This is a genomic window from Nocardiopsis sp. Huas11 (genome assembly GCF_003634495.1).
Lineage (GTDB): Bacteria > Actinomycetota > Actinomycetes > Streptosporangiales > Streptosporangiaceae > Nocardiopsis.
In genome coordinates this window covers 6,185,661-6,204,591 of record NZ_RBKY01000001.1, presented here as the reverse complement: position 1 = coordinate 6,204,591, position 18,931 = coordinate 6,185,661, and the positions used below count along the sequence as shown (strand labels likewise).

Below are 18,931 nucleotides of genomic sequence, written 5' to 3'. Positions count from 1 at the left end.
AGTCTCGCGCCTGGAGGGCGGCCGGGGGAACCGGACACCCGCGGCGTGAGGGCAGGCAGTGGGCTCAGTATGGCGCAGCGGGTCGGCGGGGTGTCAAGCGGGGGGTGGCGTGGGCCACACCGCGTCACCGGTGTTGACCGTCCGCGGTGCTGTGCTAGCCTCCTGAACAGGTCACGAGTACCAGCGCTAAGCCCCGGCTAGCTGGTCGGCAACCCTCCATCCGCGGTGGGGTGCCCCGGGTGAGGACCAGGTCCCGACACGACCGTGTCAGACAAGCGCGGACCCCTGTGGCGTTGCCGTTCCCGGCACCCCTGTGGGTCCCATGACCCACAGAAGAGGTGCCCCATGACCGCTGTCAGCCCTACCCACACCGCGCCCGCCGCTCGCACCGCCCCCGCCCCCGAGTGCGCGATCGTCACCGCCGAGGGCGGTGTCCCGCTGGTCACCGGTGAGCGCGTGGAGTACGCGAACTTCGACTACGCGGCCAGCGCCCCGTGTCTGACCTCCGTCGCCGACGCGCTGTCCGCGGCCCTGCCCTACTACGCCAGCGTGCACCGCGGCGCGGGCCACCACTCCCAGGTGAGCACCGACGCCTACGAGCGGGCCCGGCGCAGCGTGGCGCGCTTCCTGGGCGTGCGGTCCCAGCCCGCGGACGCGGTGGTGTTCGTGCGCGGCACCACCGACGCGCTCAACCTGCTGGCGCGGTCGGTGCCCGAGGGCTGCACCGTGGTGGTCTTCGAGTCCGAGCACCACGCGAGCCTGCTGCCCTGGGAGCACCCCGCCTCCCGCGCCGGCCGGGTCGTGCGCCTGCCGCTGCCGTCCTCCCCGGAGGAGGCGGTCGAGGCCGCGCGCACCGCTCTGCGCGCGGCGCCCGAGGGGCCCGCCCTGCTGTGCGTGACCGCCGCCTCCAACGTCACCGGTGAGATCTGGCCGGTGGAGGAGCTCGTGGCGGCCGCGCATGCCGAGGGCGCCCGCGTGGTGGTCGACGCGGCGCAGTACGTGCCGCACCTGCCGTTCAGCCTCGCGGCGACGGGCGCCGACTACGTGGCGCTGTCCGCGCACAAGCTCTACGCGCCGTTCGGCTCGGGCGTGCTGGCCGGACGCGCCGACTGGCTGCGCTCGGCCACCCCGTACCTGTCCGGCGGCGGCGCGACCCAGCTCGTCACCGAGCACGACGTGGTGTGGAACGACCTGCCCGCGCGGCACGAGGCCGGCAGCCCCAACGTGCTCGGCGCCGTCGCCCTGGCCGCGGCCTGCGAGACCTTCACCCCCGCCACCCAGGAACTGCTGCACATCCGCGAGTCGGCGCTGCTGGAGCGGCTGCGCGCCGGGCTGGCCGAGATCGAGGGCGTGCGCGAGCTGGCCCTGTGGGGCGACGAGCAGCCGCGGGTGGGCATCGTGTCCTTCACCGTGGACGGCCTGCCCGCCGACCTGCTGGCCGCGGCGCTGTCGGCGGAGTACGGCATCGGCGTCCGGGACGGCCTGTTCTGCGCGCACCGGCTCACCCAGGCGCTGCTGGCCGAGGGCCACGCGCAGGCGGTGCGCGCGAGTTTGGGCGTGGGCACCACCTGGGAGCACGTGGACCGGCTCGTCGGTGCGGTCGCCGACCTGGTCGCGCACGGGCCCCGGTGGGAGTACGTCGACTGTGACGGCCGCCTGGTCCCGACCCCGGACCCGCGCAACGTCCTCTGACTCCCGTGTGGCCGGTGCGGGCCATCGGTGGTTCGCGGTGCGCGCCCCGGGACGACGCAGGAGCCTCTTGTGCCCCAGGGGGTTACAAACGGCGAAATAGGGCGCATAACACTCAGGGGTGTGTGAGGGATCACGTTCCGAGGGGGTACGATCGGGGCCCTGACGGCAAGGCGCGATGCCCCGGGACCCGATCGGTCCGTGCGGGAGGACCGCTCTGCCTCCCACGAGCGAACCGGCTGGGGGAGCGAGTACGTGACGGATGTCCGGGGGCCGAAACCGGGCCGCATGGCGCCCGCCTGCCACCCCCCTGCGCAGATCCCCTTCCAGGCCCCGCGCGTGGTGAGCCTCGGCGCCCGTGCCCGCCCTTCGGAACCCGCGGTCTCCGAGCAGACGCGCCTGCACCAGGCCTTCCTGGGCCGGGTGATCGACTTCCTGTGCGCGGACGCCGGCATCACCCAGTTCGTCGACTGGGGATGTCCGGCCCCCGGCACCGCCGAACGCGTGCGCGCCGCGAACGCCGACGCCCGGTTCGTCCACGTGGCGCCGCGGGGCGCCGCCGGAATGCTGTCCCCCTCCGGGACCGCCGTGGTCACCGAGGACGGTTCCGGCGCCGACTCGCTCACGCGGCGCCTCAGCACCTCCGGGCTCGTCGACTTCGACGAGCCCGTCGCCGTTCTGATGACCCGCCCCTTCACCGCGGACGACCAGCCCAACGGGATCGGCGAGCTGCACGCCCTCATGCGCGGCGGCGGCTACCTGGCCCTGACCTCCACCGCCCCCCGGCGTACCGTCGAGCGCGCCTTCCGCCCCTTCCAGCCCATCGAGCCGGGGGTGGCCGACCTCACATGGTGGCCCTACCCGGACGAGGACGTGACCGCGCAGGGCACGGGCATCCTGGGGGGACTGGGCCGAAGGCTCCGTTGAGGAGACGAAGGGGAGGGCCGCGATGGCGGTGAGGTGGAACGGCGAGATCCTCGCCCAGGTGCAGTTCTACTGGGACTTCTCGCTCTGGCCGCGGTTGGAGGGGCTGACCGAGGAGGAGTACCTCTGGGAGCCCGTGCCCGGGGCCTGGACGGTCGTCCGGGGCGAGGACGGGCGCTTCCGGCCCGACGGGATCAACCCCGAACCCGACCCGCCGCCGGTCACGACGATCGCCTGGCGGCTCGGCCACATGGTCGTGGACGTGCTGGAGACACGGATCAACTGGCACTTCGGCGACCGCACGTACACCCGCGACACCGTCAACTGGCCGGGCAACGTCGACGAGGCCAAACAGCGGCTGCGCCATGCCTACCTCGCCTGGTCGGAGCAGATCCAGGCCCTGGACGACGACGCCCTGGCCGCCCCGGTGGGCGGCGCGGAGTCGGCCCAGTGGGCGGACTTCCCGATGGTCGCGCTGGTGCTGCACCTCAACCGGGAGCTGATCCACCACGGGGCCGAAGTGGCGCTCGTCCGCGACCTGTACCGCGCCCTGCCGCCCGAGCGCCGCTGAGCCGTCGCCGGTCAGACCACGTGCAGCGGGTCCACCCGGACCTGGGCCAGGTGCTCGTCGCGGCGCGCGCTGCGCGCGGACGCGGCCACCTTCAGCGCCCGGGCCAGGGCGCCGACACCGCTGCGGGGCACCCGCAGCAGGGCGCGCTCCCTGGGGTGCGTGCCGTCGTCGCGTCGCCCGGAGCCGCCCTCGGCGGAGGCCTCGGGGGCGCCCCGTTCCGGGGCGACCGGGACCGGGCCCAGGAGTTCGACGCCCTCGGGCAGCTCGATCTGGTCGAGCAGCTCGCGCACGTGTTCGGGGGCGCCGGTGACCGAGGCCATCGAGACCGCGGGCGGGAACCCCAGCTCGCGGCGCTCGGCCAGCTCCCGTTCGGCGAACCCGGAGGGGTCCCACCGGACCAGGGCCTGCACGACCGGCAGGGAGGCGTCGGCGGAGACGACCACGGTGCCGCCGGGCCGGACCAGGGCGGCGGCGTTCAGCCAGCGGCGCAGCGCCTCCTCCGACGCGCGCAGGTCCATCCGGTTGAGCAGCGCCCATCCGTCCAGCAGGACCGCGGCCGCGTACCCGTTCTGGGCGATCGGCTCGGCCCCGGGCGTGGCGACCACCAGCGAGGGCCGGTCGTCGACGCGGGCCAGGACCTCCTCCCGGCCGGACGTGCGCACGGTCAGCGACGGGAAGGCGCGCCCCAGCTCCTCGGCGGTGCGGCGGGCGCCCACGACGACGGCGCGCATGCGGGTCACACCGCACTCCGGGCACGCCCACTGCCCGGCCAGCCGGCCGCACCAGGTGCAGGAGGGCATGGCATGGGCCGTACTGATCGACAGCGGGCCCCGGCAGCCGTCGCAGCGCGCCGGCTCGCGGCATCCGGCGCAGGCCAGGGTGTTGAGATAGCCCCGGCGCGGGACCTGGAAGAGGACGGGGCCGGTGCGGGACGCCTCGCGCGCGGTGCGCCAGGCCAGGCTGGGGATCCGGGCGGTGCGGGCGGCCTCGTCCCGGGCGAGTTCGCGGTCGTCCCCGGCGGCGCGCACCTGGGGGGCGAGGCGGCGCAGTGTGGCGCGGTCGGCGGTGAGCGATCCGGCCCACCCGGACTCGACCAGGAGCTGGGCGTCGGTGGTGCGGGTGCGACCGCCGATCAGGGCTCCGGCCCCGGCGCGGTGGGCGCGCATCGAGAGCACGGTGCGGGCGTGCGGGTAGGGAGTGTGCGGGTCCACGTGCAGGTCGTCGCCGTCGTCCCACAGCACGACCAGGCCGAGGTCCCGCACCGGGGCGAAGATGGCCGTGCGCGATCCGACCACCACCTGGACCCGTCCGCGCCGCACCGACAGCCAGCGCCGGTAGCGGGGGGTGGGGCCGAGGTCGGAGGGCAGCGCGACGTGCCTGCCCTCGCCCAGGCGCCGGGCCAGCGCCGCGTCCACCGCCTGGACGTCGCGGCTGTCGGGGACCACGATCACCGTGCCGCGGCCAGCGTCCAGGGCCGCCTCGGCGGCCGCCGCGACGGCGTCGACCCACTCCGGGCCCGGGAGGGCGTCCCACACCGTGCGGGCGGGCTGCCCCTCCCGCAGGGCCCGGAGGAAGGCGGGGCCGTCGGGATAGGCGTCCCAGGGGCTCGCGGAGTCCGCCCGGGCGGTCTCCGCGGCGTCCTCACCCGTGGTCGCCTCCGGGTCCCCGGACTCCGCCTCCGCGTCCGCTTCCGCGGGCTCCGCCGGATCGGCTTCCTTCTCCACCCGTGCGCGACGTGGTGGGAGGGCCAGTCGCAGCACGTCGTTCAACGTGCCGGAGTACCGGTCGGCGACCGCCCGGGCCAGGTCCAGGATCTCCGGGGCGAGCACCGGTTCCGGAGAGACCACCGAGCTCAGGTAGGCCAGCCGGCCCGGGAACTCCGATCGCTCGACCCGCTCCGCGATGAACCCGCTGAGCTGCCGGTGCTTGAAGACCACCGTCACCCGACAGCCGGGCACGGCGGCCTCGTCCAGGTCGGCGGGGACCCGGTAGTCGAAGTAGCGGTCCAGGTGCGGCAGCGGGGTGTCCACGATGACGCGCGCGACCGAGAGCCGCTCGGCGGGCCGCTTCGGGGCCGGACGGACGGCCTGCTCGGCCTTGGCCTTGGCCGCGGTTCTGGGGTCCACCAGCTCCGCCACGTCGAAAAGGGCGTCATCGGGCTGGTCGGGCTGCGCTGTCATCATCCCTGGTGTACCAGAATCCTCCGACACCTCACCGCGTTCCCGGCGGGGCGGGCCGGGCGGGACTGGTAGAACTGGGGAACCGACAGGCCGTCCCCGCCGGGCATCGTGCTGCCTCGCGACGGAGCCCGGCCGGGCACGCGGTCGATTCCGGGGACGGTCCCCGGCCAGTGGAAGGACTTCTGCCGATGAAACTTGTCTTTGCCGGAACACCGCAGGTGGCAGTGCCGTCGCTGCGGGCCCTCATCGACTCCGACCACGAGGTCGCCGCCGTCGTCACGCGGCCCGACGCCCGCTCGGGCCGCGGACGGAAGTTCTCCGCGAGTCCGGTGGGCGAGCTCGCCGAGAGCGCGGGGATCGAGGTCCTCAAACCGGAGAAGGTCCGCGACCCGGAGTTCCTGGAGCGGCTCGCCCAGATCGCGCCGGACTGCTGCCCGGTGGTCGCCTACGGCGCCCTGCTGCCCCAGTCGGCGCTGGACATCCCCCGGTACGGATGGGTCAACCTGCACTTCTCCCTGCTCCCCGCCTGGCGGGGAGCGGCGCCCGTCCAGCACGCGGTGCTGCACGGCGACGACGTCACGGGGGCGTCGACCTTCCGGATCGTCAAGGAGCTGGACGCCGGCCCGGTCTTCGGGACCGTGGTCGAGGACGTGCGGCCCACCGACACCAGCGGCGATCTGCTGGAGCGGCTGTCCCACTCGGGGGCCGAGCTGCTCACGCGCACCCTGGACGGGATCGAGGCGGGCGGGCTGAGCCCGGTGGAGCAGAAGGACACCGAGGCCACCTACGCCTCCAAGCTCACCACCGAGGACGCCGAGGTCGACTTCACCGCGCCCGCGCGCCGGGTGGACCGCGTGGCGCGCGCCTGCACGCCCTCCCCGGGCCCCTGGACGACCTTCCGGGGGTCGCGGCTGAAGCTGGGCCCGGTCTCGCCGCTGCCCGAGGCCGACACCCCGGTGCTGGACCCCGGCCAGGTGCACGCCGACAAGAAGCGCGTCATCGTCGGCACAAGCACCCACCCGGTGGTCCTGGGCGAGGTCCAGCCCCAGGGCAAGCGGCCGATGGCGGCCGTGGACTGGGCGCGTGGTGTGCGTCCCACCGAAGACGACCGCCTGGGGCGTTGAGCTGGCATAGCATCGTGCTGACCCTTCCCCGGCTCTGTTGAGGCAGTTACACGTTGAGCGAGCAGTCCCGATCCCCGTACCGCCGACCCCGACGAGGGAAGCCGAATCAGGGCGGTGGCCAGGGCAAGGCCGGGCCGCCCCAGCCGCGCGACCCGGCCCGCCGCGTCGCCTACGACGTGCTGGCGGCCGTGGAGCAGCGCGACGCGTACGCGAACCTGCTGCTGCCCGCGCTGCTCAACGAGCGGGGGATGAGCGGGCGCGACGCGGCGCTGGCCACCGAGCTCACGTACGGCACGCTGCGCCGGCAGGGCACCTACGACGCGATCCTCGAAGCCTGCGTGGACCGCACGCTCGCCTCGGTGGACCGCGAGGTGCTGCCGCTGCTGCGCCTGGGGGCGCACCAGCTGCTGTCCACGAAGATCCCGCCGCACGCCGCCGTCAGCGCGACCGTCGACCTGGGGCGCCGCGTGGTGGGACACCACCGCGGACGGTTCGTCAACGCGGTGCTGCGCAAGGTGTCCGCCCGTGACCTGGACGCGTGGACCGAGGTCATCGCCCCGGACCGCGAGCGCGACCCGAGCGGCTACCTGTCCGTCGTGCACAGCCACCCGCGCTGGGTGGTCAAGGCGCTGGCCCGGGCGCTCGGCGAGCACTCCTCCACCGGGCTGGTGGAGACCGAGCACCTGCTCATCGCGCACAACGAGCGGCCCCGCGTGACCCTCGTGGCCAAGCCGGGCCGTTCCACGGCCGCCGACCTCGTCGCGGCCGGGGCCGAGGAGGCACGGTACTCGCCGTTCGCCGCCTACCTGCCCGAGGGCGACCCTGCGGGCATCCGCGAGATCCGCCAGGGCCGTGCCGCGGTCCAGGACGAGGCGAGCCAGCTCGTCGCCCTCGCGCTCACCCGCGTGGACGCGCGGGGCGACGACCGGCTCTGGCTCGACATGTGCGCCGGCCCGGGGGGCAAGGCGGGCCTGCTGGCCTCGCTCGCCGGACAGCGCGAGGGCCACCTGCTGGCCTCCGAGGCCCAGCCCGCCCGCGCCGGACTGGTGACCTCCGCCGTGCGCCGCGCTCCGCGCGACGCCGGACGCGTCATCGCCGCCGACGGCACCAGGCCCGCCTGGAAGCCGGGCGTGTTCGACCGTGTCCTGGCGGACGTGCCGTGCACGGGCCTGGGAGCCCTGCGCCGCCGTCCGGAGTCCCGCTGGCGTCGGACCCCGCAGTCCGTCGTGGACCTGGCGCCGCTCCAGCACGGCCTCCTCACCGGCGCCGCGGACGCGGCCCGCCCGGGCGGCGTGGTCGCCTACGTGACGTGCTCGCCGCACCTGGACGAGACCGACGCGATCGTCCAGAGGCTCTTGGGTGAGCGCGAGGACCTCACGCTGCTCCGCGCGGCCGACTACCTCGACGAGGTCCCCGACCTGGCCGCCGGACCGGAGGGCAAGTACGTCCAGTTCTGGCCCCACGTCCACGGAACCGACGCCATGTTCCTGGCGCTGTTCCGCAAGAACGAGTCCTGACCGGCCGGGGCGGCGCGCGTGCGCCGTCCGGCCCCCAGCGAAGCCCGGGTGAACCCTCCATGGCCCTGCACACCCCCAGGCGCCGGTGGGCGTCGAGGAGTTCCTGCCCGAACTGGGCCCCCTGCGGCGCGGCGCCGTGCGCCTGCACCCCCGCCGGGGCGAGCCCGGAGCCCACCAGAGCTCGGTCGGCGGGCCCCTGCTCTGGCCGGAGGGGGAGCCGTGGCCGCTGTGCACCGCCGAGCACGAGGCCTGGGGGAGCGAGCCGTCCGCGGGTCCGGTGCCGTTCGTGCCGGTGGTGCAGCTGTTTCGCTCCGACGCCCCGGACGCCGGCTTCCCGGAGGGGACCGACCTCCTCCAGGTGCTCTGGTGCCCCCACGACCACGAACCGGCCCTGTGCCCCGAGCCCCGGGTGGTCTGGCGCGAGACAGCGCGCATCGGTGCGGCGGCGGCCCGCCGGCCCGTCCTGGACGACGCGCCCGCGGGGAGCGTGCCGGTGCCGTGCGTGGTGCACCCGGAGGCCGTGGTCGAGTACCCCGGCTGGGACGACATGGGACCGGCGATGGCGCGCGGTCTGTGGGGCCGCGCCCGCCGGATGGAGGAGCGGACCGGCTGGGGCTATGAGGAGCACCTGTCGACGGCCCCGGGGATCAAGCTGGGCGGCTACGCGTCGGGCGCCCAGGGCTCCGTGGCCATGGACTGCGGCGCGTGCGGCGGCGGGATGGACCTCTTGTTGACCGTCGCCAGCTGGGAGTACGATCCGGCGTCGTGGAAGCGGTGGCTCCCGGTCGAGGAACGGACGGACGCCGACGGGGAGCGAGGGCCGTTCAGCATCGAGGACGGTCTCGGCGCCCAGGGCGTCGCGGGACTGATGCTCGGCGACGTGGGCAGCGTGTTCGTCTTCGAGTGCCGCCGCTGCCCGGAGCGGCCGATCGGCCACGCGTTCGTCTGCTCCTGAGCCCGCGGCCGCCGATCCGGCCGCCGATCCGGCCGGTGGTCCCTCCGGCGCGCGGCGCGTGCGCGGCCGCCGACGGCACCCGCACCCGGTGGGGGAGAGGGCACGGCCGAGCTGGTTAGACTTCCTGGTGTGGCAATCCAGATCTCACCCAGCATCCTGAACGCCGACTTCGCGCACCTGGCCGACGAAGCCGCCGCCGTCTCGCCCGCCGCCGACTGGCTGCACGTCGACGTGATGGACGGGCACTTCGTGCCCAACCTCACGCTCGGCCTGCCCATCGTCGAGTCCCTGCTCAAGGCGACCTCCACGCCGCTGGACTGCCACCTGATGATCGACGACCCCGACCGCTGGGCCCCCGCCTACGCCGAGGCCGGCGCGGGCAGCGTCACCATCCACGCCAAGGCCGCGGGCGCACCCGTGCGCACCCTGCGGGAGATCCGCAGGCACGGCGCCCGGGCGGGCCTGGCGCTGAACCCCGCCGAGCCGGTCGACCCCTACGAGGACATCATCGGCGAGATGGACATGCTCCTGCTGATGACGGTCGAGCCCGGATTCGGGGGCCAGAAGTTCCTCGACCTGGTCCTGCCCAAGATCCGCCGCGCACGCGAACTCCTCGACAGCCGCGAGGCCTCCGTCTGGCTCCAGATCGACGGCGGCGTCAGCACCGAGACCATCGAGCGCGCCGCCGAGGCCGGAGCCGACGTCTTCGTGGCGGGCTCGGCCGTCTACGGCGCCCAGGACCCCGCCAAGGCCGTCGAGTCCCTGCGCGACCTCGCCATCGCCGCCGCCAGGCCGTAACGATCCCGGCGCACCACGCCCTCCGCACTGGCACCAGGGACCCCGCACGCCTAGGATGACCGCTCGACAGTCGTTGATTTCGCTTGGTCGCGGCTCCGTCTTCCCCTGTGCGTGGGCGCGGACCTGGGGGAGCGGCGCGGCGTGAGCGCGTTGCCAGGCGCGGACCCGTGGAGTACGCGTTGAACGCTGGAACCTCCGAGCACTCGGCCATGGACGCGCTCTGGGAGGCGGAGACCACCCCCATCCTCTGGTTCCAGGGGTTGGGCGACTGGTTCTCCGTCCCCTTCGAGCTCGTCACCGCCCTCGGCTCGCAGACGTTCGTCATCATCCTGATCGCGCTCGTCTTCTGGTGCGTGCACGCCGGCGTCGGCGCACGCCTGTTCGTCGCCGTGATCGCGTCGACGACCCTGAACGCCCTGGCCAAGTCGCTGGCGTACGGCGCGCGCCCCTACTGGTTCAGCGCCAACGTCTCCGCCGTGGTCAGCGAGTCCAGCTTCGGGATCCCCTCGGGCCACGCCCAGGGCTCCACGGTCCTGTGGGGCTATCTGGGCGCCAAGTCGGGCGACCGGCGCTGGATGTGGGCCGCGGGCGTGCTCATCGCGCTGATCTGCCTCTCCCGCGTCTACCTCGGCGTGCACTTCATCAGCGACGTCCTGGCCGGTCTGCTGCTCGGCGGCGCCGTCCTGTGGGCCGCGCTGCGCTGGGAGGACCGCGTCCTGGCCTGGTGGCGCGGTCTGGACACTCCCCGCTGGGCCTTCTACCTCGTCCTGGCGTCCCTGCTCCCGTGCCTGCTGGCCGTCCTCTGGCAGCTCGGCGTGCGCGGTGACTGGGCCCCTCCGGCGGACTGGATCGGCTCCACGCCCCAGGACCCCGCCGGGCACACCCTGAACGGTCTGTTCACCGCGGCCGGCGCGCTCCTGGGCGGTGTCGCGGGTCTCACCCTGCTCGACCGCCGCGGCGGCTTCAGCGCCTCCGGCGCCCTGACCGCGCGGGCCGCCCGCTTCGCCCTGGGCATCTCCGTCGTCCTGCTCATCGAGGTGGTCGGCCACCTCCTCGCGCGCGATCTGACAGGCCTTCCCGCGGCGATCGCGGCCTACGCCGTCTACACGGTGCTCGCGTTCTGGGCGACCTTCGCCGCTCCCGAGCTCTTCGTCCGCAGCGGCCTGGCCGCCCGTTCCGAGCGGGGCACCGACACGCACACCGGCCCGGGCCTCGCATGACACCGGTCACACCGGCTATGCGGTCGGGTGAACGAGCGGTTAAGATCATGATCGTTGAGACGAAAGTCAGACGCGTGCTCCGGGGTCGGTGAAAGTCCGAACCGGCGGTGATAGTCCGCGACCCGGCCGAAGCCATCGGCCGGTTGAACCGGTGAAATTCCGGTACCGACGGTTAAAGTCCGGATGGGAGGCAGTGCGCGTCGGGACGGTCCGACCGCTGCGCCCCGTGCGCGTCGCGTCGCCGACCCCGCCGTGGACCCGTTCCACACCCTTTGCCCCGGAGCCTTGACAGGTGAAGGGAATGCGAAGGCGTGTTCACAGGAATCGTGGAAGAACTCGGCGAGGTCGTCTCCATCGAACCCGCGGGTGCCGCCGGTGAAGCGGTCCTGCTCACCGTGCGCGGACCCCTGGTCAGCTCCGACGCCCGGCACGGCGACTCCATCTCGGTCAACGGCGTGTGCCTGACCGTCGTGGGCCAGGGCAGCGGGACCTTCACGGCGGACGTGATGAAGGAGTCGCTCGACCGCTCCTCGCTCGGCGCCCTCACCCCCGGCTCCCCGGTCAACCTCGAACGCGCCGCCCCCGTCGGCGGCCGTCTGGGCGGCCACATCGTCCAGGGCCACGTCGACGGCACCGCCGGCCTGCTCTCCCGCGACCCCGGTGACAACTGGGACGTCCTGCGGTTCGGACTCTCCCCCGAGCTGTCCCCTTACGTGGTCGAGAAGGGCTCGATCACCGTCGACGGCACCAGCCTGACGGTCTCCGCCGTCAGCGCGCCCGGCGCCGCCGAGGAGTACTTCGAGGTCAGCCTGATCCCCGCCACCCTTGAGGCCACCACCCTGGGCTCCCTCGCGGTCGGCGCCACCGTCAACATCGAGGTCGACGTCATCGCCAAGTACGTCGAGCGCATCGCCGCCGTCGCAGCCGCCCGGACCGCCACCGGGGCCTAGGCCCCGCGGCCCTCCCGCGCCGACGCGCACCACCCAGCACGCACCGAACCACCCACGCACTCTCAGGGAGCGGCAATGACCGTCACCGACACCAGCCCGGACACCAGAGGGATCGAGCAGGCCGTCGTCCTGGACCCGATCCAGGACGCCATCGCCGACTTCGCCGCCGGGCGCGCCATCGTGGTCGTCGACGACGAGGACCGCGAGAACGAGGGCGACATCATCTTCGCGGCCGAACTCGCCACCCCGGAACTGCTGGCGTTCATGATCCGCTACACGTCCGGTGTGGTGTGCGTTCCGCTGGAGGGCCACGACCTGGACCGCCTCGACCTGCCGCTGATGACCGCACGCAACGAGGAGAGCCTGCGCACCGCCTACACGGTCACCGTCGACGCGCGTGAGGGGGTCACCACCGGCATCTCCGCCGCCGACCGCGCGCACACCATCCGCCTGCTGGCCGCCGCCGACAGCCGCCCCGTCGACTTCGTCCGCCCCGGCCACATCCTGCCCCTGCGCGCCCGCCCGGGCGGTGTCCTGGCCCGCCGCGGCCACACCGAGGCCTCGGTCGACTTCGCCCGGCTGGCCGGGCTGCGCCCCGCCGGCGTCCTGGCCGAGGTCGTCAACGACGACGGCACCATGGCCCGCCTGCCGCGCCTGCGCGAGTTCGCCGACGAGCACGGCCTCAAGCTGGTCTCGGTCGAGCAGCTCGCCGCCCACCGGGTCGCCCTGGGCGACACGCTGACCGCGGAGCAGGCCACCCCGTCCCTGGTCACGCGTCAGGTCGAGACCCGCCTGCCCAACCGCTACGGCGAGTGGCGCGCGATCGGCTTCACGGGGACCGCCGACGGCGCCGAGCACGTCGCCCTCGTTCTCGGCGACCTCACCGACGGCGCCGACGTCCTGGCCCGCCTGCACTCGGAGTGCCTCACCGGCGACGCCTTCGGCTCCCAGCGCTGCGACTGCGGCGAGCAGCTCGACGCCGCCATGGCCGACATCGCCGAGGAGGGGCGCGGCGTCATCGTCTACCTCGGCGGCCACGAGGGCCGGGGGATCGGCCTGCTGCACAAGCTGCGCGCCTACAGCCTCCAGGACCAGGGCGTGGACACGGTCGACGCCAACCTGAGACTGGGCCTGCCCGCCGACGCCCGCGAGTTCGGGGCCGGCGCCCAGATCCTCACCGACCTGGGGGTGTCCTCGGTCCGGCTGCTGTCCAACAACCCGGCCAAGGCCGAGGGGCTGGAGCGGCACGGCGTGCGCGTCAGCGAGCGGGTGGCCATGCCGTCCTTCGTCACCGACGACAACATCGCCTACCTGCGCACCAAGCGCGACCGCATGGGCCACGTGCTCTCCGGCATCGCGCGCTAGCGCGGCCGCGCCCCGCCGCCGTCACCCGTTCCCCGCCGACCCGCTACGCCCATCGCGGCCCGCCCCGCCGCACCGCACGAAGGAGACCCGCACATGAGTGGTGAAGGACGCCCCGAGACCGGTGAGATCGACGCCACCGGGCTGTCCGTCGGTATCGTCGTCACCCGCTGGAACGCGCCGATCGTCGAGCCGATGCTCGCCAACGCCCTGGCCGCGGTCAAGGCCTCCGGCGCCTCCGAACCCGTCGTGGTCCGGGTCGCCGGAGCGGTGGAGATCCCCGTCGTGGCCCAGGAGCTCGCGCGTCAGCACGACGCCGTGATCGCGCTGGGCGCGGTGATCCGCGGGGGCACGCCCCACTTCGACTACGTGTGCCAGTCCGTCACCCACGGGCTCACCGAGGTCGCCCTGCGCCAGTCCACCCCCGTCGGCAACGGTGTGCTCACATGTGACACCCTTGAACAGGCGCGTGACCGCGCCGGCCTGCCGGGCAGTGTCGAGGACAAGGGCGCGGAGGCGGCGATGGCCGCGCTGGACACCGCGGTGGCCCTGCGCGGGCTGCGCCGCTGAGTCCGTGCCCGTGAACGGGCCGGCCACGGGCGGACCCGCGGCCGGCGGACCGGTCGGGGCCATGACGGACAAGGCGGAACCATCTCCGCCGGCGGACGCCGGCGGGGCTCGGAGCGGAGCAGTTGGTGCGGACTGAGGAACAAACGGTGGACGAGGTCTCCAAGCAGCCGACGCTGCCCATGACGTGGCGCCCGCGCGCGATGCGCTGGGTCGCCTACGGCCTGGCCCTGTTGATCCTGGCGACCATGGGCGTGCTCTCCGCGACCCTGCCGGTGGACTGGCGGATCCAGGACCGGGTGATGCTGTTCGGACTCGGCCTGGCCATCGCCGCGGTCCTGCACCTGCTGGGGCGCCCGCGCCTGGTGGCCACCCAGCGCAACGTCACCATCGTCAACAGCATCCGCACGCACGTGCTGGCCTGGCCCGAGATCATCGACGCGCAGATGCGCGAGGGGGAGCCCTGGCCGTCGGTGGACCTGTCCGACGGCAGCACGCTCGCGGTGATGGGCATCCAGAGCGCGGACGGCGAGCTCGCCCGCCGCCAGCTCGGCGAGTTCCAGGCCCTGCTGCACGAGCGCGGCGAGACCCAGGAGCCCGACCGCGACGGTTCGTAGGTACGTACAAGGGGAGTCGCCGTTTCTTGAGGGAACGGCGACTCCCCTTCTGTTGTGCGGGGCACATACCGTGGAAGGCGAGGCCCGCGCTCCACCTCCGCGAGCGCCGGGGGAGGCGGGACGAAGTGGAAGAAGGGGTGTCGCGTGAGGGATATCCGAGCGGCCGTGTCACGGCTGTACGCCTCGGGTGAGACGTTCGCGCTGGCCACGGTCATCGACACGGACAAGAGCGCACCCCGCGGGCCGGGGGCGGCCATGCTGGTCAGCGCGTCCGGCGAGGTCACCGGGAGCGTGTCGGGCGGGTGCGTCGAGGGCGCCGTCTACGAGGAGGCACTGGAGGCGATCCGTACGGGCGAGCCGGTACGGCGCACCTACGGCTACAGCGACGACGAGGCGTTCAGCGTCGGCCTGACCTGCGGTGGAACCCTCCACATGTTCGTCGAGCCCATCAGCCGGGACACCTTTCCCCAGCTCGGTTCGGTCATCGGCGCCGTCGACGAGCACCAGCCGGTGGCCGTGGCCACCGTCGTGGCCGACCCCTCCGGAGCCGACCGGGTCGGCGAGCGCCGCGTGGTGTGGCCGACCCGCGCCGAGGGCGACCTGGGGGCCGCCGGCGGACGACTGGCCGACGCGATCGACGACGACGTGCGCGGCATGCTGGCCCAGGGCAGTACCGGCGTCCTCCGGTACGGGGCCGACGGCCAGCGGCGCGGCGACGAACTGGAGGTGTTCGTCCAGTCCTTCACCCCCGCCCCGCGCATGCTGGTGTTCGGCGCCATCGACTTCGCCGCGGCCGTCGCCGACCTGGGCACCTACCTGGGCTACCGGGTGACGGTGTGCGACGCCCGCCCCGTCTTCGCGACCCGCAAGCGCTTCCCCACCGCCGAGGAGGTGGTGGTCAAGTGGCCGCACGTGTTCCTCGACGAGATCGCCGACCAGGTGGACGAGCGGACCGTGGTGTGCGTGCTCACCCACGACCCCAAGTTCGACGTCCCGGTCATCAAGGCCGCCCTGGCCACCCGCGCCGGCTACATCGGGGCGATGGGGTCACGGCGCACCCACGAGGACCGGCTGGCGCGCCTGCGCGAGGCGGGCGTGGACGAGGCGGAGCTGGAGCGCCTGCACTCGCCGATCGGGCTGGACCTGGGGGCGCGCACCCCGGAGGAGACGGCGGTGTCCATCGCCGCCGAGCTGGTCCAGGTGCGCTGGGGCGGCAGCGGGCGGGCCCTGCGGGAGACCTCGGGGCGCATCCACCGGGACACACCGGCGGCGGCTCCCATTCCGGCCGGATTCGGTCACGTCCAGAGGTGAACCGAAAAGCGACGCTTCGCGAAGGCGCTGGTCACGGCCGAGTGTGAAAGTCGGTCGCGGAATTTCACCGGTCGAGTGACCGAGGTCCCCAACCCGGTCGGCGACCGCGTGACATCATCTCGTCATGGGCAGTGGGGACGTGGAAGGAACGAACAGGGGACGGCCGGCCCGCGTGGCGGGCCTGCTGTTGGCGGCGGGGTCGGGGAGCCGGCTCGGCCGCCCCAAGGCGCTGGTCGAGGTCGGCGGAGAACGCCTGGTCGACCGGGGGATCCGTACGCTGACACAGGGCGGATGCGACCCCGTCATGGTGGTGCTGGGGGCGGCGGAGACGGCCGTCTCGGGCGCGTACACGGTGCACAACCCGGACTGGGCGAGCGGCATGGGTTCGTCGGTGCGCGCGGGGATCGACGCGCTGCCCGACACCGTCGACGCGGTGCTGGTCGCGCTGGCCGACCAGCCGCTCGTGACGCCCCTGGCGGTACGGCGGCTGATCGACGAGTACGCCCAGGGCGCACGCGCCGCGGTCGCCACCTACGCCGGGAACCCCCGCAACCCGGTCGTGCTCGGCCGTGAGCACTGGTCGACCGTGCACGCGATGGCCGAGCAGGACGTGGGAGCGCGCCCGTTCCTGCGCGCGTACTCCCACCTGGTGACCACCGTGGCCTGCGACGACATCGCCAGTCCGGACGACATCGACACCGCGGAGGACCTGGCACGCCTCAACGGCATGCTCGACCGGGCCTGAGACCTCCGCCGCCCGGACACGGGCCGCGGCACGGCGGAGGTCACGCAGGCGGTCAGGTCGTGTTCTTCTGCGGTCCTGGCGGACGCGAGCCCGGAATGCCGCGAAAACACGGCCTAGCCGCGGGCGGACGTGGTGATGCCGTACGTGTGCTCCGTGGACTGACCGGGCTCCAGGACGATCAGGTCCTGCCCGGTGGCCAGGGCGTTGGGCGGGCACGTCATCGGCTCCGCGGCCAGGTTGGCTCGGCGGGCCGGCCCGGTGAGGTGGTCGGAGCTGAACACCTGGAACCAGGTGAACGAGGCGTCGCACCACATCGCGACCTCGCGCTCGGGACCGATCAGCCGCACCCACGCGCGCCCGTCCTCGTCCCGGGAGAGGTCGGTGAACGCGTGGTCCAGCGCGGTCTCGCCCAGCGCCCGGCCGGGGGCGCGGAAGTCCTTCTCGTTGCCCTCCACCGGCTCCGGAGGGCCGGTCGGCAGCTTGTTGGCGTCGACGGGCAGGTAGGAGTCCGCGTTGATCTCCAGGTCGACCTGCCCGCGCGCGGCCAGCTCCGACAGGGGCTCCCCGAGGGTGAGGAAGGGGTGGAAGCCCAGCCCGAACGGGGCGGGGCCGGACCCGCTGTTGGTCGCGCTCGTGGTGACGGTCAGTCCGGCGTCGGAGAGCGTGTAGGTGAGGCTCAGGTCGAGCGGGAACGGGAAGGCCGGCGTGCCCTCGAAGGCCAGCCGCAGGGTCACCTCGGCGTCGGTGACCGAGACCGGCGACCACTCCCGGTCGTAGACGAGGCCGTGGATCGCGGTCCCCGTGGCCTCGTTGTTGACCTCCAACCGGTAGTCGTGGCCGGCGAACGAGTACCGCCCCTCGCCGACCCGGTTCGGCCACGGTGCGAGCACCTGGCCCTGGAACGCGATCGGTCCGCTGTCCCTGGTGTAGGGCCACACGATGTCGCGCCCCGCGCAGGTCAGGGACTGCAGTCCCGCCCCGGTCAGGTCGATGCGCGCACGGTACTCGCCCGCGCGCAACTCGATCACCTCAGCCACGCGTCTCTCTTTTCGTCTCTGGGTCTGGCGGTCTGCCGAACCGGGAAAGCATAGCCCACGGGATGTTTGCGCTCACAAGGCAGAGGTGGCGGAGCGCGACCCGCTGTCAGGACGCGACAGGGCCGGTCGCGCGCTGTGCGCGACCGGCCCTACGGCCCCTCCCGGTGCGGTCTCACCCGCCCTGGCCGGTCAGCCCCCGGTGCAGGCGGGCGGCGGTGAAGGACAGCCACAGCATCGCGGTGATCGCGCCGACCGCCAGCGTCAGCGACCCGAGGGCGCCGCCGGTCATCGCCCAGCCGTTGCCGAGCAGCAGCGCGGTCCCGGCGATCCGCGAGGCGAGGGCCGCGGCGGGTGCGCCGGCGCGCGCGAAGTGGTGCCCCAGGACATAGCACGCGGCGATCAGGGCGGTGAAGGCGACCGCCCCCGCGGCCATGTGCCCGACGCTGTGCCAGGCGAGCGTCTCGGGCATCCCCTCCGGCGTGCCGAGGAACCCGTCCGAGGGCTCCATCACGAACACCCCCGCGGCGATCATGCCGAACCCGTGGACGCCCACGAGCCGCGGCGCCCACGTGCCGCCCGGTGCGCCCCGCAGGGCCCCGCGCAGGCCGACGGCCCCCAGGACCGCCAGGGTCCCGGCGAGCACGAAGGCGGTGATCTGCAGCCACCCCAGGTCGCCGTTGGCGAGCATGCTCAGCGGGTGCCGCGTCAGGTCGAACCCCTCGCGGGTCGCCGCCTGGGCGAGGGAGACGGCGATCCACGACGGTGCGCCGACGACGGCGCAGGCGAGCAGGGCCCGGGTGGTGGTCGCGGTACGGGCGGCGGGGGAGGGGGAGGTGGCGGTGCTCTGGTCGGCGCTCATGTTCGGTGCCTCTCTGGTGTGCGGTCCTTGCCGACGCGTCGATCCATCGATGTGACAGGGAATGACACCGTTCCCTGTCACATCACCGCATTCGACGTAGAGGCAGGAACACCCGAGACCACCCCAATACACAGAGGAGCACCGCATGCGCTACCTGATGACGACGAAGCCGACCGACACCGCCCCCGACGAGAACCTGTACGTCGAGATGGGGAAGTTCGTCGAAGAGCTCACGGCGGCGGGCGTCCTGCTCGCCACCGGCGGCCTCGAACCCGGAGGCACCAGGGTCTCCTCCTCCGGTGAGGAGGTCACCGTGACCGACGGGCCCTTCACCGAGTCGAAGGAGGCCGTGGCCGGCTTCGCGCTGATCGAGGTCGGATCCAAGGAGGAGGCCATCGAACTCGCCCGGCGCTTCCGCCTCATCGTCGGCGACGGCGACAGCCTGGTCCAGCAGGTCTTCGGTCCCTGACCTACCCGCCCCGCAGGGCCCGCACGGGCCCCGCAC

General features: G+C 73.7%; 18 protein-coding genes and 2 riboswitches. Of the genes, 15 read left to right on the top strand and 3 right to left on the bottom strand.

Features of this window, described 5'->3' with window-relative positions; translation table 11 throughout:
- Window positions 1-169: 169 nt before the first annotated feature.
- Window positions 170-284: riboswitch (SAM riboswitch) on the top strand.
- Window positions 285-345: 61 nt separating this feature from the next.
- The 3 genes from DFP74_RS27965 (at window position 346) to DFP74_RS27955 (ending at window position 3,184) form a co-directional block, all read left to right on the top strand.
- Window positions 346-1,692: an aminotransferase class V-fold PLP-dependent enzyme gene (locus DFP74_RS27965; protein ID WP_121186277.1), complete on the top strand. Its 1,347-nt coding sequence runs from the start codon at window positions 346-348 to the stop codon at window positions 1,690-1,692.
- A gap of 285 nt (window positions 1,693-1,977) precedes the next feature.
- Window positions 1,978-2,616: an SAM-dependent methyltransferase gene (locus DFP74_RS27960; RefSeq protein WP_121186275.1), complete on the top strand. Its 639-nt coding sequence runs from the start codon at window positions 1,978-1,980 to the stop codon at window positions 2,614-2,616.
- 22 nt (window positions 2,617-2,638) lie between these two features.
- Window positions 2,639-3,184 carry a DinB family protein gene (locus DFP74_RS27955; RefSeq protein ID WP_121186273.1) on the top strand — a complete coding sequence of 182 codons (546 nt, stop codon included), beginning with the start codon at window positions 2,639-2,641 and terminating at the stop codon, window positions 3,182-3,184.
- Window positions 3,185-3,195: 11 nt separating this feature from the next.
- On the opposite strand, the gene DFP74_RS27950 is transcribed toward DFP74_RS27955, so the two are convergent.
- On the bottom strand, window positions 3,196-5,364 hold the full coding sequence (locus DFP74_RS27950) for a primosomal protein N' (RefSeq protein ID WP_121188574.1): 2,169 nt from the start codon (window positions 5,362-5,364) through the stop codon (window positions 3,196-3,198).
- Between the two features lie 188 nt (window positions 5,365-5,552).
- Between DFP74_RS27950 and fmt the strand changes: the two genes are divergently transcribed.
- The 11 genes from fmt to DFP74_RS27895 all read left to right on the top strand — a co-directional run bounded on the left by fmt (window position 5,553) and on the right by DFP74_RS27895 (window position 16,530).
- Entirely contained in the window at window positions 5,553-6,488 is a 936-nt protein-coding gene (fmt, locus tag DFP74_RS27945; protein ID WP_121186271.1) for a methionyl-tRNA formyltransferase, read from the top strand.
- A 53-nt stretch (window positions 6,489-6,541) separates the two neighbouring features.
- Window positions 6,542-8,005, top strand: coding sequence for an RsmB/NOP family class I SAM-dependent RNA methyltransferase (locus DFP74_RS27940; protein ID WP_121186269.1), 1,464 nt, complete (start codon window positions 6,542-6,544; stop codon window positions 8,003-8,005).
- 85 nt (window positions 8,006-8,090) lie between these two features.
- On the top strand, window positions 8,091-8,960 hold the full coding sequence (locus DFP74_RS27935; RefSeq protein ID WP_121186267.1) for a DUF1963 domain-containing protein: 870 nt from the start codon (window positions 8,091-8,093) through the stop codon (window positions 8,958-8,960).
- Between the two features lie 129 nt (window positions 8,961-9,089).
- On the top strand, window positions 9,090-9,758 hold the full coding sequence (rpe, locus tag DFP74_RS27930) for a ribulose-phosphate 3-epimerase (protein ID WP_121186265.1): 669 nt from the start codon (window positions 9,090-9,092) through the stop codon (window positions 9,756-9,758).
- Between the two features lie 179 nt (window positions 9,759-9,937).
- The gene (locus tag DFP74_RS27925; RefSeq protein WP_233571191.1) at window positions 9,938-10,978 is read left to right on the top strand and encodes a phosphatase PAP2 family protein; all 1,041 of its coding nucleotides are present in this window, start codon (window positions 9,938-9,940) and stop codon (window positions 10,976-10,978) included.
- Between the two features lie 70 nt (window positions 10,979-11,048).
- Window positions 11,049-11,179, top strand: a riboswitch (FMN riboswitch).
- 110 nt (window positions 11,180-11,289) lie between these two features.
- Window positions 11,290-11,928, top strand: coding sequence for a riboflavin synthase (locus DFP74_RS27920; RefSeq protein WP_121186261.1), 639 nt, complete (start codon window positions 11,290-11,292; stop codon window positions 11,926-11,928).
- A 75-nt stretch (window positions 11,929-12,003) separates the two neighbouring features.
- Window positions 12,004-13,293 carry a bifunctional 3,4-dihydroxy-2-butanone-4-phosphate synthase/GTP cyclohydrolase II gene (locus DFP74_RS27915; RefSeq protein ID WP_121186259.1) on the top strand — a complete coding sequence of 430 codons (1,290 nt, stop codon included), beginning with the start codon at window positions 12,004-12,006 and terminating at the stop codon, window positions 13,291-13,293.
- Between the two features lie 93 nt (window positions 13,294-13,386).
- Window positions 13,387-13,860, top strand: a complete 474-nt coding sequence (ribH, locus tag DFP74_RS27910) for a 6,7-dimethyl-8-ribityllumazine synthase (protein WP_121186257.1) — start codon at window positions 13,387-13,389, stop codon at window positions 13,858-13,860.
- A gap of 146 nt (window positions 13,861-14,006) precedes the next feature.
- Complete coding sequence (locus tag DFP74_RS27905; RefSeq protein WP_121186255.1) at window positions 14,007-14,474, top strand: PH domain-containing protein; 468 nt, start codon at window positions 14,007-14,009, stop codon at window positions 14,472-14,474.
- A gap of 144 nt (window positions 14,475-14,618) precedes the next feature.
- Complete coding sequence (locus DFP74_RS27900; protein ID WP_121186253.1) at window positions 14,619-15,785, top strand: XdhC family protein; 1,167 nt, start codon at window positions 14,619-14,621, stop codon at window positions 15,783-15,785.
- Window positions 15,786-15,957: 172 nt separating this feature from the next.
- Window positions 15,958-16,530 (top strand): NTP transferase domain-containing protein, encoded by a 573-nt coding sequence (locus tag DFP74_RS27895; protein ID WP_121186251.1) that lies wholly within the window; start codon window positions 15,958-15,960, stop codon window positions 16,528-16,530.
- Window positions 16,531-16,643: 113 nt separating this feature from the next.
- On the opposite strand, the gene DFP74_RS27890 is transcribed toward DFP74_RS27895, so the two are convergent.
- Both DFP74_RS27890 and DFP74_RS27885 read right to left on the bottom strand, forming a co-directional pair.
- Complete coding sequence (locus DFP74_RS27890; protein ID WP_121186249.1) at window positions 16,644-17,567, bottom strand: aldose 1-epimerase family protein; 924 nt, start codon at window positions 17,565-17,567, stop codon at window positions 16,644-16,646.
- A gap of 172 nt (window positions 17,568-17,739) precedes the next feature.
- Window positions 17,740-18,426, bottom strand: a complete 687-nt coding sequence (locus DFP74_RS27885) for a DUF998 domain-containing protein (RefSeq protein WP_121186247.1) — start codon at window positions 18,424-18,426, stop codon at window positions 17,740-17,742.
- Window positions 18,427-18,571: 145 nt separating this feature from the next.
- Here DFP74_RS27885 and DFP74_RS27880 point away from each other — a divergent pair, with 145 nt between their 5' ends.
- Window positions 18,572-18,895: a YciI family protein gene (locus tag DFP74_RS27880; protein ID WP_121186245.1), complete on the top strand. Its 324-nt coding sequence runs from the start codon at window positions 18,572-18,574 to the stop codon at window positions 18,893-18,895.
- The last annotated feature ends 36 nt before the right edge of the window (window positions 18,896-18,931 follow it).

Excerpts from the sequence above, each read along its gene's own strand:
- fmt (WP_121186271.1), top strand. The coding sequence starts at position 5,553 with ATGAAACTTGTCTTTGCCGGAACACCGCAGGTGGCAGTGCCGTCGCTG.
- ribH (WP_121186257.1), top strand. The coding sequence starts at position 13,387 with ATGAGTGGTGAAGGACGCCCCGAGACCGGTGAGATCGACGCCACCGGG.
- DFP74_RS27955 (WP_121186273.1), top strand. The coding sequence starts at position 2,639 with ATGGCGGTGAGGTGGAACGGCGAGATCCTCGCCCAGGTGCAGTTCTAC.
- DFP74_RS27880 (WP_121186245.1), top strand. The coding sequence starts at position 18,572 with ATGCGCTACCTGATGACGACGAAGCCGACCGACACCGCCCCCGACGAG.
- DFP74_RS27915 (WP_121186259.1), top strand. The coding sequence starts at position 12,004 with ATGACCGTCACCGACACCAGCCCGGACACCAGAGGGATCGAGCAGGCC.
- DFP74_RS27885 (WP_121186247.1), bottom strand. The coding sequence starts at position 18,426 with ATGAGCGCCGACCAGAGCACCGCCACCTCCCCCTCCCCCGCCGCCCGT.
- DFP74_RS27965 (WP_121186277.1), top strand. The coding sequence starts at position 346 with ATGACCGCTGTCAGCCCTACCCACACCGCGCCCGCCGCTCGCACCGCC.
- DFP74_RS27960 (WP_121186275.1), top strand. The coding sequence starts at position 1,978 with ATGGCGCCCGCCTGCCACCCCCCTGCGCAGATCCCCTTCCAGGCCCCG.
- DFP74_RS27950 (WP_121188574.1), bottom strand. The coding sequence starts at position 5,364 with ATGACAGCGCAGCCCGACCAGCCCGATGACGCCCTTTTCGACGTGGCG.